The organism is Acinetobacter sp. ESL0695 (genome assembly GCF_029392135.1).
Lineage (GTDB): Bacteria > Pseudomonadota > Gammaproteobacteria > Pseudomonadales > Moraxellaceae > Acinetobacter > Acinetobacter pollinis.
In genome coordinates this window covers 514,252-527,762 of record NZ_CP113932.1, presented here as the reverse complement: position 1 = coordinate 527,762, position 13,511 = coordinate 514,252, and the positions used below count along the sequence as shown (strand labels likewise).

Below are 13,511 nucleotides of genomic sequence, written 5' to 3'. Positions count from 1 at the left end.
TTCACCTACTTAGAGAGTACCTTTTGGTGTAAATGTAATAAGCCTTCTTTCATTGCCACTTGTACTGTTTTGGTAAGCGTTTCTACAGTATGACCTTTAACATCAATCTCAGGTAAAAAAGCAACATGCGCTGTTACCTTTGGCATATCTACAACATTTTTTACATGTTTTACCAAAGAGGCATCTCCTATATAAGGCGTAACTTGGTCTAACTTACCCTCTTGGTTCACATAACAAAGTAAAACAAGTTGCACTGGTTTTTGTGCTTCTATTGCTGCGGCAAATAATCGACCATGTATTCGTTGTATATATGTACCATCTGATGTTGTAGCTTCAGGAAAAAATAAAACAGGTACATCTTGCTTTAAAAATGCTGTGATCTGATCTTTAATTTTTGCTGAATCACCCGATCCTCTTTTAATAAAAAGCGTACCACCACCTTTAGCAAGTTTACCTAAAATAGGCCATTGTTCTATTTCTGCCTTTGCTAAAAAGAAAATACGCGCACTTGCACCTAAAACTGGAATATCTAACCAAGAAATGTGGTTACTGGCCCATAGTGCAACCGTATGGTCTTTTCGCTGCTCGCCATGAATTTGAATATCTACATTAAATACCTGACACATTTTGCGACAGAACCATTGTACATATTTTGTATTCTCAGGTTTATTTGGAGACTTGTACAACTGATTTTTATAAACCACATAGAACCCCTCACCAATTGCAGTGACACCACTTCCTACCTTTTTGGCATAGTGAAAGGTCTTCCCCAAACTCGTTTTACTCGACTTTAATACTGTATTAATATTGTGCATCATGATCTTTGGTTAGCTATTCATACAATTTTATTTATTATAAAGTACAGATGCTCTACGCTGTAAATAAACTTACAGACTGCATCTAATAAATCGAACAAAACTATTAAATTTTACAATTTTATTTATCCAAACAATAAAAATAGAATAGGTCTATTCACATTAGGAGACATGGGCAATGAATACAATCAATCAAACCGAATTGAAAATGAAACCTAAACATGCATTTTATCAATTAAGAATTATTGCAGGCTGTTCGATCTTATACTTCGGCTCATTTTTGCTGGTATGTAAGTTTTTTTCGTCGGTCTTGTAAGTCTATTCTGAATGATGCTAATGTTACAGAGAGATGTCAAAAACATTATCATTCAACTCATTCAGTAGGTAATTATATAAGTGGAATATTTCGATCGTCATCAAGGCGGTGAGCGCGCCATACTCGTCCATGTAGCAGTACAAATGCTTAAAGATCTTGATGCCGAAGAGTTTCAGTTACTTGCCAAATCAGCAGGCGCTGACATTTTAGAACAAGTGACTGCTCAACGCCAAAGGCCTGACCCAAAACTTTTTATCGGTTCAGGTAAGGCTGAGGAGTTAGCAGTCTTGGTAGAAGACCTTGAAGCAGAACTTGTGATATTCGATCATGCTTTATCTCCAGGCCAAGAGCGCAATTTAGAGAAAATACTTAAATGCCGAGTCATCGATCGAACAGGGCTCATTTTGGATATATTTGCTCAACGTGCCCGAACACATGAGGGTAAATTACAAGTTGAACTTGCTCAACTTGAACACCTCTCAACCCGATTAGTAAGGGGTTGGACACATTTAGAACGTCAAAAAGGTGGTATTGGTTTACGCGGCCCAGGTGAATCACAACTTGAAACCGATAGACGTTTACTTCGTGTAAGAATGGGACAACTTAAAGACAAACTTGAAAAAGTAAGACAGACACGAATTCAAGGACGTGCTGCGCGTCAAAAAGCAGCCATTCCGACTGTTTCATTGGTCGGTTATACCAACGCAGGTAAATCTACACTTTTTAATATTCTTGCAAATAGTGAAGTCTACGCAGCAGATCAACTTTTTGCCACATTAGATCCAACCTTACGTCGTCTAAATTGGGATGGTATTGGTTCTTTGGTTCTTGCCGATACTGTTGGGTTTGTTAGAGATCTTCCACACTCGTTGGTCGAATCATTTAAAGCAACTTTAGAGGAAACCTTAGAAGCGACACTTCTACTTCACGTCATAGACAGTAGCAGCCCCGATATGATGGAGCAAATTGAGGCTGTTGAAGAAGTGTTAAAAGAAATTGGTGCAGATGTACCTATCCTTAGGGTATATAACAAAATTGATCAGTCTGGCGAAGATGCGAAAATTATTTATGCTTCACCAAATACGCCAGATCGAGTATATGTATCTGCACATTCCCAACAAGGATTAGACCTTCTAAAACAAGCTGTACAGGAAAGCTTAGTGGGTCAAATTCAAACATTTGAACTCTCTCTTAAACCAGCCTATGGTAAGCTAAGAACAGCGCTATATAATCTGAATGTTATACAATCTGAAGACTATAACGATGATGGTGATTTACTCATCCATGTTCGCATTGCACCACATAAACTTGAACAAACGATTAAACAGCTACACTTACCTATTGATGAAATATTAGGTGAAGCAGCACAGCAGTTCAAACGTCCATTAGAGGCTTTTGAAATTTCTTCGCCATAATATTCGCTCAATCTTCTGATAATAGAAATAAATCAGATAGATTATTCGAGTTGTTTTAATTGTTGTTATCTTCAACGAAGTCTCTGTATGGTTTAATTATTTCGTTAACCATACAGAGCTTAGCAAGCTTGGGGCTAACTTATGGCGCCTAAACATAAGTTTTTCCGAATATTTTAGACATGAAGTATTCTCCAACTATGAAGAAGACTACTCCATAAGAACAGTTATTAGACAATTTTAAGTTTGAAATCGGTATTAAGATTAACCCATCGTTCCTATAAACTTGATTCTGATACCCTACTTATATAGGTTAAAATAGCAGTATGAAGTGTGCACACTTCTGTTATATAACAACAGATAGAATAATTATTACCATTTATTTGCCAATAATATTAATGCTAATTAAACGTTAAATTTGATACATCCTGTATTAGATTACTTTAACTTCTCTGATGTTCCATATAAAAAATGCAACTAAACCAATTAATGTTGATTACCTCTAGACAAAACTGGCTTAATACAATATTGTGAATAAAATCACATTTTAATGATTTTTTATGATTAGTATACCTTTTTATGTAGGGGTTATTGCTTTATTTTTTATCTTTTGGCCTTTTACAATTATAGGATTAATCGTACATATTGTTGCATGCTACGCTGAAAAAGATAAAAGTAAATTTTGCGAAGTAATGATGTATGTATTGATATTGCTATTAATCATATTCATAGGAGTACTTTATGCTATTAAAAACTAATCAAATATCATATATATTTGCATTTAAATAATATTCAATTATTTGGTATAAAGTTAATCATCAAGATAATTTTACTTATATAGTATTAATGAGGATTAACTATTATTCGATTAAATTTTTTACTCTGAACACATGTTGATCTTCTAAGCGATAGGCAATCATATGCCCACCCCAAACACAGCCCCCATCTACATTATGAATCATTTTATGATGAGTTTTTCCTTCTAAAGCTGCCCAATGACCAAAGAAAATCTGATGTGTCTTTTCTATCTGTCCTTTAATAGAGAACCAAGGTGCAAAACCTTGAGGCATTGGATCATTTAAACCTTCTTTGAAATGAAAATCTAATCTACCTTCTATATCAATCAAACGCATTCGAGTTAAATAGTTTACAATTACACGTAGACGTGTTTGACCTGTTAAATGATCAGACCAAGTATCAGGCTCATTTGAATACATTTCCTTTAAGAATGTATCCACATTTTTCCAATTTTTATCCCTCAAGACCTTTTCAACTTCAATTGCATAGTTTTCTACTTGCTGAATATTCCAAATATGTGGAATACCTGCATGTGTCATGATTGCGGTATCATTTAAAGCTAAATATAAAGGTTGATGTCTAAGCCAATCAATCAGTTCATCACAGTCTTTCGCTTCTAAGATGTCATGAATTTTATCTTTGGTTTTTGCTTTTTTTATACCGCGCGCACATGCAATTAATGTGAGATCATGGTTTCCGAGTACCGTAGCAGCACATTTTTTTTCAACCATAGATTTAATAAAGCGAAGCGTTTTTAAGGAATTCTCTCCACGTGCTACGAGGTCACCAGCAAACCAAATAAAATCTTTTTCTGTATCAAAATTTATGGTTTCCAATAGTTTCTGTAATGCTCCAAAACAACCTTGAACATCACCAACTACATAGTGAAAACGCTTCGCCTTATTCATTTTATGCCACCATTTGGTCTGACAATGCAACGAACTGAGCAAGTGTCAGTGTTTCAGGTCTAGCCATAGGATCAATACCTGCTTTTTCAAAGGCATCATCACTTAGCATTCCTTTTAAACTATTACGCAGAGTTTTACGACGCTGTGTAAAAACATGACTCACCAATCTAGATAATGCTTTTTCATCTTTTGCAACAATTGGTTTTTGGTCATATGGCTCTAAGCGAAATACCGCACTCGTAACCTTTGGCGGCGGATTAAATGAACCTGCCGGCACTTCAAATAAATAAGTCGCTGCACAGTAATATTGAATCATCACAGATAAACGGCCATATTCTTTCGTATTCGGTTTTGCTGTAATACGATCGACCACTTCCTTTTGTAGCATGAAATGCATATCTTTAACTTTACTTCCAAACTCCAAAAGATGAAAAAGTAAAGGCGTAGAAATATTATATGGAAGGTTACCAACAATACGTAAAGGCTTATCGTCTTTTAAAAGCTGATTAAAATCATATTTCAATGCATCTGCTTCTACAATGGTTAAGCGCTCTGGATGTGGTACTCGCTCAGGCAACCCCGCAGCCAAATCTCGGTCCAACTCAACAACAGTCAGTGCATCACACTCACCAATAAGTGGTGATGTAAGCGCAGCTAGACCTGGGCCAATTTCTACAAGGTTATCGCCTGTTCGTGGATTCACTGAACGAACAATTTTAGCAATAACACGTTGATCATGTAAGAAGTTTTGCCCAAAACGCTTACGTGCCTTATGCCCCTCTTCTTTTGGGTTTAAGGCATTAATCTGATACATACACTCATTCCGACAAATTATTTTGAAGATGCTAGCTGTAAAGCAAGATCTACAGCTACATGTAAACTCGAGGCTTTTGCCTGACCTGTACCAGCTAATGTTAATGCGGTACCGTGATCAACAGAAGTACGAATAAAAGGAAGCCCTAAAGTAATATTAATTGCTTCACCAAAACCTTGCGATTTTAACACAGGTAAACCTTGATCATGGTACATTGCCAAAACAGCATCTGCATTTTTTAAGTGTGATGGTGTAAATAATGTATCTGCAGGCAAACTTAAGCTTACTTGTTCACCCACTGATTGATATTTTTTAAGTAAGGGGTCAATAATTTCAATTTCCTCTGTACCTAAATAACCACCTTCTCCTGCATGCGGGTTTAAACCACAAACTAAAATACGAGGGGTATCAATTTTGAATTTTTCTTTTAAGTCGTGAATTAAAATATCAATCACTTGAGTCAAGCGCGTTGTTGTAATCGAATTAGCAACATCTTTTAACGGCAAATGTGTTGTTGCTAAAGCAACTCGAAGTTGTTTCGTTGCAAGCATCATTACAACACGATCTACACCTGCAATTTCCTGATAATATTCAGTATGACCGCTAAATATAATACCTGCGTCATTAATGACGGATTTTTGAACAGGTCCTGTAGCCACTCCCACACTTTTTTCTTCCAAAGCATATCGTGCTGAACGCTCAAGCTGCTCTATCACATAAGGCGCATTTTTAGGATTTAATACACCATCTATGACAGGTATTGCTACTGCAATATGCTCGACATACAATTCATTTTCTTCAGATGGGATCGTCTGACCGACATATAGTGTCAATTTCACATCTAAATTCAGTTTCTGAGCACGTGCCTCTAACAAAAATATATCTGCAAAAACGACTACTGGACGTTTATCTATACGTTTTGCGAGTGTTAAACAAATGTCAGGTCCAATTCCTGCAGGTTCGCCACTGGTCACATATAAAGGTTTAAGATACATACCCACCCGCTTATAACTCCCCGACTTATAGACTTTCACCTTATTATATGAAGATATTATTTTCAACAAACTCACTTATAAAATGATAGAAATAAAAAAAAGAATTTTATGTAAATAACTTTCTAAAAGACTTTAATTCGGGTAGAATGTGCGCTCAATTTTATATTGATGATGTTGTCATTCTAACCTTTTAACATAGAATCTCGACTCTCTTTTGTTTGGACATTTTCACGTTCAAACCAACTATAATAGGTATGTAGTAGATGAAAACTCTCAGCGCAAAGCCTGCTGAAACGCAACACGACTGGTTCGTTGTTGATGCTTCTGGCAAAACTCTTGGTCGTTTAGCGACTGAAATCGCTCGTCGTTTACGCGGTAAGCACAAAACTTCTTATACTCCTCACGTTGACACAGGCGATTACATCGTTGTAATTAACGCTGAACAAGTTCAAGTAACTGGTAAGAAGTCTTTAAATAAGAAATACTATCGCCACACTGAATTCCCAGGCGGTTTAAAAGAAACTAATTTCGAAAAATTAGTTGCTCATAAACCTGAAGAAATCTTCCAACGCGCTGTTAAAGGCATGTTGCCAAAAGGCCCTCTTGGTTATGCAATGATCAAGAAGATGAAAGTGTACGCTGGTAGCGAGCATCCTCATACTGCTCAACAGCCACAAGTTTTGGACATCTAAGGGATACAGCACATGGCTACAAACTATGGTACAGGTCGCCGTAAGACCGCAACTTCACGTGTTTTCCTATCTGCTGGTACAGGGAAAATCGTTATTAACAACCGTTCTATCGAACAGTACTTTGGTCGTGAAACAGCGCGTATGGTTGTTCGTCAACCATTAGAGCTTTTAGAAGCGACTGAAAAGTATGACCTTTACATCACTGTTAAAGGTGGTGGTATTGGTGGTCAAGCAGGTGCTATTCGTCACGGGATCACTCGTGCGCTTATCGCTTCTGACGAATCTTTAAAGCCAGCACTTCGTCAAGCAGGTTTCGTTACTCGTGATGCTCGTGAAGTTGAACGTAAGAAACTTGGTTTACGTAAAGCTCGTAAGCGTCCTCAATTCTCTAAACGTTAATTCGTTTACCGAATTGGACAAAAAACCTCGGATTATCCGAGGTTTTTTTATATAAAAATAAATATATTCTGTTATGAACATGATGCGTTTGAAACGTAATTTTAGTATGCTTATTGATTCTGTAAAGGTTACACTCTATTCATGGCATTAGAAATATCTGAACACCAAGGAATCACCTTACTCAGTCATGCAGATGATTTCCGCTCGCATTGGATGCGTTTTATTCTTACAGAAAAAGAAATTAAGCATCAACTTATTTTAACAGATTATGATGATGAAGATTTAGCCTCTCTTAATCCCTACAATACTCTCCCAGTTTTACTTGACCAAGGCATAAAACTCTTTCAGCCTAGCATTATTGCTGAATATTTAGATGATCGTTATCGTCAAAATAAACTCTTTATGGATAGCCCATTACAAAGAGCAGAACAACGTCAGTATATTTGGCGGTTTGAAAAAGATTGGTTTCGCCTTGCAGACATCATGCTTTTACACCCTGACAGTTTAAACCAAAAAGAAAAAGAAAAAGCACAAACTGAGCTAAGAAACACTCTTATTTCTTTAACGCCATTATTTCAACATTTTCCTTACTTTATGTCTGAAACATTTTCGGCATTAGACTGCATGCTTGCGCCCATGTTATTACGTTTAAATAGTATGGGTGTACACTTACCCACATCACAGTGCCGAGCTATTTTTCTATATTGTCAGCGCATTTTTAATCGTACTAGTTTTATTAAATCAATGACTCTACAAGAGAAAACTCGTTACAATCATCTTTTAAAGAACACCGAGAATTAAGCATATGTCCGAACAAGAGCCTCAACTCAGCCCAACACGCCCGTATCTCGCTCGTGGAATCTATGAATGGATTTGCGATAACCACTTGACGCCTTACTTACTTGTAGATGCAACACAGCCCAATACAGATGTTCCATTGCAGTTTGTAAAAGATGGACAAATTGTGTTAAATACTGCACCACATGCGGTTCACCAGCTTTATATGAGTAATGATGCTATTACCTTCTCTGCACGTTTTGGGGGAGTTTCGAAAAATATCTTTATACCATTTTATGCATTAATTGGTATCTATGCCAAAGAAAATGGTCAAGGTCTATTTTTTGATCCAAATGAATATGACAATATTGATATTAACACTGAAGCTAAGACAGAGACTGTAGAAGAAAAACCTGAACCAAAGAAAAAACCAAGTCTAAAAATTGTTGAATAAAATTAAGAATACTTATTTTAAATAATAAAAAAGCCAGTATAAATACTGGCTTTTTTAAAGACATCTAATTAGTCGTTAAATTTACGACGACGATCTGATGAACGTCCGCGATCATCTGAACCGCGCTCGCTGTTTCCACGGAATGAACGAGGTTTGTAATCTGCACGATTACCACGGTTGTCATCATTCATATTGAAACGTGGCTTGTCACCAAAGCCTTCACGCTTTGGACGATCTGAATTAAATTCGCGTTTTGGACGATCTGAACCAAATTCACGCTTTGGACGATCTGAATTAAATTCGCGTTTTGGACGATCTGAACCAAATTCACGCTTTGGACGATCTGAATTAAACTCACGACGTGGACGGTCTGAATTAAATTCGCGACGCGGACTATCTGAGTTGAATTCACGCTTTGGACGGTCTGAGTTAAACTCACGACGTGGACGGTCTGAATTAAATTCACGACGTGGACGGTCTGAGTTAAACTCGCGACGTGGACGATCTTCGAAACTACCTTCTTTACGTGGTTTATCATCGAAACGACGACGATCACCGCCATCACGATCATTACGTTTGAACTTGCTTTCGCCTTCAAAACGACGACCACCGCCAAAACCGCCACCACGACGACCGTCGCGTTTACCGTTACCACGACCACCATCACGGCCTGAACGTGCAGGAGGTGGAGATGGCTCTAAACCTTCAATTTCAGAAACATTTAAACGTGTTTCTAAATAATCTTCTAATGCACGGATCTTGCCACGCTCACGGTAAGTTGCAAGTGTTACTGCTTGACCTGTACGACCAGCACGACCTGTACGACCTACACGGTGTACGTAGTCCTCATGTTTCATTGGTAAACCGAAGTTAATTACATGAGAAATAGTCGGAACGTCTAAACCACGCGCTGCAACGTCTGTCGCAACCAAAATACGTGCACGGCCTTCACGAATACTACGTAAACGACGGTTACGAACTGTTTGTGGCATTGCACCATGTAAAGCAACAACCGAGTGACCAGCTTCAGCTAACTCTTCAGCTAACATATCTGTATCTTCTTGAGTACTTGCAAATACAACAGCTTGATCTAGTTTTTCGTCATTTAACCAATGAGTAAGCAATTTTTTCTTATGCTCAAATCCATCAGTCCAATGAAGTGTTTGCGTAACATCTGTATTTGTTGAATGACCTGTTTCAATCGCAATACGTTGTGGATCATTCATCATACGTTCAGCTAAGCTGATAATACGACCTGCAAATGTCGCAGAGAACATTAATGTTTGCTTACGATTTGCAGCAAAATCACTAATAGCCTCTAAGTCTTCAGAGAAACCTAAGTCAAGCATGCGGTCTGCTTCATCAACAATTAATGCATCAACTTTGTCTAGCTTAATCTGACGACGGTTTACTAAATCAAGTAAACGACCTGGTGTTGCTACAACAACTTGTGCACCTTTAAGTTGTTGAATTTGTTTACCAAAAGGCATACCACCCATAACAGCTGCAATACGCACACCTTTCATGTGACGAACAAATGCAATTGCATCTTGGCTTACTTGTTGAGCAAGCTCACGTGTTGGGCAAAGTACTAAAATATTTGGTTGTGTAACTGCACGCATACGCTCTTTGAAAGGAACGAATACATCATTTTCGGCAAGTTTATGAAGTGTCGGTAGTAAAAATGCCGCTGTCTTACCAGAACCTGTCTGGCTAGAAACTAGTAGATCTTTCCCTTCTAATGCTGCTGGTATTGACTGCTCTTGAACTGGTGTTGGATTTGTAAAATTTAACGCCTCTAATGCTTGTGTAAGAGACTCATGTAATGAAAAATCGGCAAAAGTTTTGCTCATAGAGAATTCCACCCTACAAGGGTGCTCCATTTAATAATAAAAAGTAACATCGGCAAAAGCGGCACAGCAACAAAAGCTGAAATCTAGAATTCAGCGGCGATCCGAAATACAACGATGTGAATATTACGCACGCATGATTACGATAGTAACCTGAAGAATCGCTTTCAGCGATTGGGGCGCGAGAATTCGTCCTCTATGGACCGCACGCGCATACACAATAATAAGAGAGAAATGTTCAGGTAATGAACGGAAATGAAGTGCGTTTGGGAAATTATAACAGGTTAATTATAAATGTCACCTAGTTTATATAAAATTCTTCATTATTTTTCATATGACTGAAACAATAAGTAGAAAGAGTGACTTATATCACTCTTTCATACAATATCCTACTTAATTGCGTTTGCCCACGCAGGGGTAATCGCTTGCATAAATGGTTTAAGCATTTTCATAGAACATGCAATAACCTGACCATTTTCCATAGATTCTGAACCGCCACGGCCATCAACCACAATACCGCCAGCTTCTTTTACAATAAGCTCACCAGCAGCAATATCCCATGGTTTTAAGCCTAGCTCAAAGAATCCATCAAAACGGCCTGCGGCAACGTATGCAAGATCAAGTGCAGCAGAACCACCACGACGGAACTGTGAACCTGCTTCTGTAATTGCAAGCATCGCATCAAAATGCTGTTTTGCATAAGATACAATTTCGCCATTACGTTTTGCACGGTAAGCATGACCAACAGAAATAAATGTGTTTTCTAGACTGTCACGTGTATTCACACGAATACGACGCTGATTCATCATCGCACCGCGGCCGCGACTTGCAGAGAATAGCTCATCGCGTACAGGATCGTAGATTACGCCGTGCTGAGTTACACCTTTATGTTGAACTGCGATTGAAATACAAAAATGAGGAAGACCATTAACGAAGTTAAGTGTGCCATCTAAAGGGTCAATAATCCAACACCAATCGGCATCATGACCATTGCCTTCTTGTAGACCAAACTCTTCGCCCAAGAAACTATGATTTTTATAACTTTTACGTAGTGTATCAATCGCCAACTGCTCTAAGTAACGATCTACACGTGTTACAGGGCCATCAATGCCTTTTTCTTCAACTTGCAGGTCCAACTTATGACGATTTTTATGTGCCTTTAAAAGCTCTTGACCAACTAATTGTGCTGCACGCGCAGCCATCACCACCATAGGTTCCATTGAACACCCACACTCAAATATTGAAGATTTTGACAAAGAATAATGCATAAAAGCATGGCTATTCTAACAAATAGACATGCTTTTTAATAGAATTTATTAAAAATAATTAGGCAATTGATTAACAAAGCGTAAGGCTTTTTTTCCATGCACTTAAAATTGATTCAGTAATACCCTCGGCATCTAAACCGCAATCATGTAGCATTTGCTTATGATCGGCCTGCGCTAAGAACTCATCTGGAAGGCCTAGATTTAACATCGGTTTTAATATCTGAGCATGTGCCAGATATTCATTTACACTGCTTCCAGCACCAGCCATTACGGCGTGTTCTTCAATTGTCACGAAGAGTGCTGTTTTTGCCTGAAGCTCATCAATCATGCATGTATCTAATGGTTTGATAAAGCGCATATTCACAACACAAATGCCAATATCAAGCTGTTTTGATAACTGGTGTGCTGCACTTAATGCAGGACTCACTCGACTACCAAAAGCCAAAATTGTAATCTGCTCTTCATACTGTTCATCTGCATGAAGCACGATCTCAGCACGACCAATTTCTAGACTTTTCATTTCTTGCTGAATATCTATACCTTCACCAACACCACGTGGATAACGTACAGCTGCTGGACCTTTGTAATGATACGCTGTATGCAACATTTGGCGACACTCATTTTCATCTTTTGGTGCCATGAGTACTAAATTAGGTACTGTTCGCATATAAGCATAATCATATACACCCGCATGTGTGGGGCCATCCTCCCCAACTAAACCAGCACGGTCTATTCCAAAAGTCACATCTAGGTTTTGTAAAGCAACATCATGAACCAGTTGATCATAGCCACGTTGTAAGAAAGTTGAGTAAATTGCAACGACAGGTTTTAAACCCTCACATGCCATACCCGCAGCTAGTGTTACAGCGTGTTGTTCTGCAATAGCAACATCAAAAAAGCGTTTTGGATATTTTTTTGCAAACTCAACCATTCCAGAGCCTTCACACATTGCAGGTGTGATTGCAAGTAAGCGTGTATCTTGCTCAGCTTCGTCGCAGAGCCACTGCCCAAACACACTCGAATACTTTGGTGCAGATTTTTTCGAAGCCAGTGTTTGAGGTACGATGACAGGTGTTTTTGAGATTGCATGATATTTAATAGGATCTTTTTCGGCAGGAGAAAACCCCTTACCTTTTTTAGTATATACATGAATCAAACGCGGTCCTTGACGTTTTTTTAATGATTCAAACACACGTAAGAGTTGAGGAATATCATGACCATCAAATGGACCGTAATATTCAAAACCAATGGCTTTAAATAAGTTATCTGCTTCGTTGGTTGCTGCTTCATGCAATCTTGAAGTATATGTCCAATTTGGATAAGGCTCCACAACAGCTTCGCCAGCTTCTGTAATATTTACAAAATGCCCTTTTTCCCAAATTGCTGCCAAATGCTTTGCAAATCCACCAGTACTGCATGAAATTGACATGTCGTTATCGTTTAAAACAACCATTAGGTCTGCTTGATGAGCCACAGCATCGTTCATGGCCTCAAATGCCATACCAGCCGTCATTGCACCATCACCTACAATAGAAACAACCTCACAAGGATTGCCTTGATAACGGCGTGCTAATGACATTCCCAAACCTGCAGAAATTGCAGTCGAAGAATGCCCAACACCAAAGGTGTCAAACTCTGATTCTTCTCGTGCTGGAAATGCTGCTAAACCATTTTTTGCTCGGATTGTTGTAATATCTTCACGTCGACCTGTTAAAATTTTATGTGGGTAAGCCTGATGCCCCACATCCCAAATTAAACGGTCATTCGGTGTGTTAAAGCAATAATGTAACGCAATAGTCAGTTCAACTACGCCAAGATTTGCACCAAAATGCCCTCCACTAATTCCGGCAGCATATAAAATATACTGACGCAACTCATCAGCCACCTGTAAAAGTTGGTCTGGATCAAGTTGACGTAATTGTTTTGGATGGTCAATTGCATCTAACAATGGCGTAACAGGACGCTGAGCTGGTATTTCTGTATACAACATAATGTGGCAGAGCCTTCTAGAGC

At 38.4% G+C, this 13,511-nt stretch carries 12 protein-coding genes; 5 read left to right on the top strand and 7 right to left on the bottom strand.

The genetic code is table 11. From position 1 onward, the window contains the following. Positions 1–5: 5 nt before the first annotated feature. The gene (locus tag OZX61_RS02470; RefSeq protein ID WP_277095613.1) at positions 6–815 is read right to left on the bottom strand and encodes a lysophospholipid acyltransferase family protein; all 810 of its coding nucleotides are present in this window, start codon (positions 813–815) and stop codon (positions 6–8) included. A gap of 396 nt (positions 816–1,211) precedes the next feature. On the opposite strand from OZX61_RS02470, the gene hflX reads away from it, so the two are divergent. Then, positions 1,212–2,546 (top strand): ribosome rescue GTPase HflX, encoded by a 1,335-nt coding sequence (hflX, locus tag OZX61_RS02465; protein WP_277095221.1) that lies wholly within the window; start codon positions 1,212–1,214, stop codon positions 2,544–2,546. Positions 2,547–3,403: 857 nt separating this feature from the next. Here the strand turns inward: hflX and OZX61_RS02460 are convergent. The 3 genes from OZX61_RS02460 to pdxA are packed head-to-tail and all read right to left on the bottom strand — an operon-like array spanning position 3,404 to position 6,058. Then, positions 3,404–4,249 (bottom strand): symmetrical bis(5'-nucleosyl)-tetraphosphatase, encoded by an 846-nt coding sequence (locus tag OZX61_RS02460; RefSeq protein WP_277095220.1) that lies wholly within the window; start codon positions 4,247–4,249, stop codon positions 3,404–3,406. A gap of 1 nt (position 4,250) precedes the next feature. Continuing rightward, the gene (gene rsmA, locus OZX61_RS02455; RefSeq protein WP_195772725.1) at positions 4,251–5,063 is read right to left on the bottom strand and encodes a 16S rRNA (adenine(1518)-N(6)/adenine(1519)-N(6))-dimethyltransferase RsmA; all 813 of its coding nucleotides are present in this window, start codon (positions 5,061–5,063) and stop codon (positions 4,251–4,253) included. A gap of 17 nt (positions 5,064–5,080) precedes the next feature. Continuing rightward, positions 5,081–6,058 (bottom strand): 4-hydroxythreonine-4-phosphate dehydrogenase PdxA, encoded by a 978-nt coding sequence (pdxA, locus tag OZX61_RS02450; RefSeq protein WP_277095219.1) that lies wholly within the window; start codon positions 6,056–6,058, stop codon positions 5,081–5,083. A 263-nt stretch (positions 6,059–6,321) separates the two neighbouring features. On the opposite strand from pdxA, the gene rplM reads away from it, so the two are divergent. The 4 genes from rplM to OZX61_RS02430 all read left to right on the top strand — a co-directional run bounded on the left by rplM (position 6,322) and on the right by OZX61_RS02430 (position 8,380). Further along, positions 6,322–6,750 (top strand): 50S ribosomal protein L13, encoded by a 429-nt coding sequence (gene rplM / locus OZX61_RS02445; RefSeq protein ID WP_023272904.1) that lies wholly within the window; start codon positions 6,322–6,324, stop codon positions 6,748–6,750. A gap of 12 nt (positions 6,751–6,762) precedes the next feature. Further along, the gene (gene rpsI / locus OZX61_RS02440) at positions 6,763–7,149 is read left to right on the top strand and encodes a 30S ribosomal protein S9 (RefSeq protein WP_195772724.1); all 387 of its coding nucleotides are present in this window, start codon (positions 6,763–6,765) and stop codon (positions 7,147–7,149) included. A gap of 141 nt (positions 7,150–7,290) precedes the next feature. Continuing rightward, positions 7,291–7,950: a glutathione S-transferase C-terminal domain-containing protein gene (locus tag OZX61_RS02435; protein ID WP_195772723.1), complete on the top strand. Its 660-nt coding sequence runs from the start codon at positions 7,291–7,293 to the stop codon at positions 7,948–7,950. A gap of 4 nt (positions 7,951–7,954) precedes the next feature. Beyond that, positions 7,955–8,380: a ClpXP protease specificity-enhancing factor gene (locus OZX61_RS02430; RefSeq protein ID WP_277095218.1), complete on the top strand. Its 426-nt coding sequence runs from the start codon at positions 7,955–7,957 to the stop codon at positions 8,378–8,380. Between the two features lie 68 nt (positions 8,381–8,448). Here the strand turns inward: OZX61_RS02430 and OZX61_RS02425 are convergent, their stop codons facing one another. From OZX61_RS02425 to dxs, 3 genes are all read right to left on the bottom strand, one after another. Beyond that, positions 8,449–10,233, bottom strand: coding sequence for a DEAD/DEAH box helicase (locus tag OZX61_RS02425; protein ID WP_277095217.1), 1,785 nt, complete (start codon positions 10,231–10,233; stop codon positions 8,449–8,451). A 386-nt stretch (positions 10,234–10,619) separates the two neighbouring features. Continuing rightward, complete coding sequence (locus OZX61_RS02420; RefSeq protein WP_195772720.1) at positions 10,620–11,450, bottom strand: inositol monophosphatase family protein; 831 nt, start codon at positions 11,448–11,450, stop codon at positions 10,620–10,622. Positions 11,451–11,568: 118 nt separating this feature from the next. Beyond that, positions 11,569–13,488, bottom strand: coding sequence for a 1-deoxy-D-xylulose-5-phosphate synthase (gene dxs / locus OZX61_RS02415; protein ID WP_277095216.1), 1,920 nt, complete (start codon positions 13,486–13,488; stop codon positions 11,569–11,571). Between the last annotated feature and the right edge of the window lie 23 nt (positions 13,489–13,511).

Coding starts and splice junctions, on each gene's coding strand:
- OZX61_RS02470 (WP_277095613.1), bottom strand. CDS start 815: ATGCACAATATTAATACAGTATTAAAGTCGAGTAAAACGAGTTTGGGG.
- OZX61_RS02460 (WP_277095220.1), bottom strand. CDS start 4,249: ATGAATAAGGCGAAGCGTTTTCACTATGTAGTTGGTGATGTTCAAGGT.
- rsmA (WP_195772725.1), bottom strand. CDS start 5,063: ATGTATCAGATTAATGCCTTAAACCCAAAAGAAGAGGGGCATAAGGCA.
- pdxA (WP_277095219.1), bottom strand. CDS start 6,058: ATGTATCTTAAACCTTTATATGTGACCAGTGGCGAACCTGCAGGAATT.
- rplM (WP_023272904.1), top strand. CDS start 6,322: ATGAAAACTCTCAGCGCAAAGCCTGCTGAAACGCAACACGACTGGTTC.
- rpsI (WP_195772724.1), top strand. CDS start 6,763: ATGGCTACAAACTATGGTACAGGTCGCCGTAAGACCGCAACTTCACGT.
- OZX61_RS02435 (WP_195772723.1), top strand. CDS start 7,291: ATGGCATTAGAAATATCTGAACACCAAGGAATCACCTTACTCAGTCAT.
- OZX61_RS02430 (WP_277095218.1), top strand. CDS start 7,955: ATGTCCGAACAAGAGCCTCAACTCAGCCCAACACGCCCGTATCTCGCT.
- OZX61_RS02425 (WP_277095217.1), bottom strand. CDS start 10,233: ATGAGCAAAACTTTTGCCGATTTTTCATTACATGAGTCTCTTACACAA.
- OZX61_RS02420 (WP_195772720.1), bottom strand. CDS start 11,450: ATGGAACCTATGGTGGTGATGGCTGCGCGTGCAGCACAATTAGTTGGT.
- dxs (WP_277095216.1), bottom strand. CDS start 13,488: ATGTTGTATACAGAAATACCAGCTCAGCGTCCTGTTACGCCATTGTTA.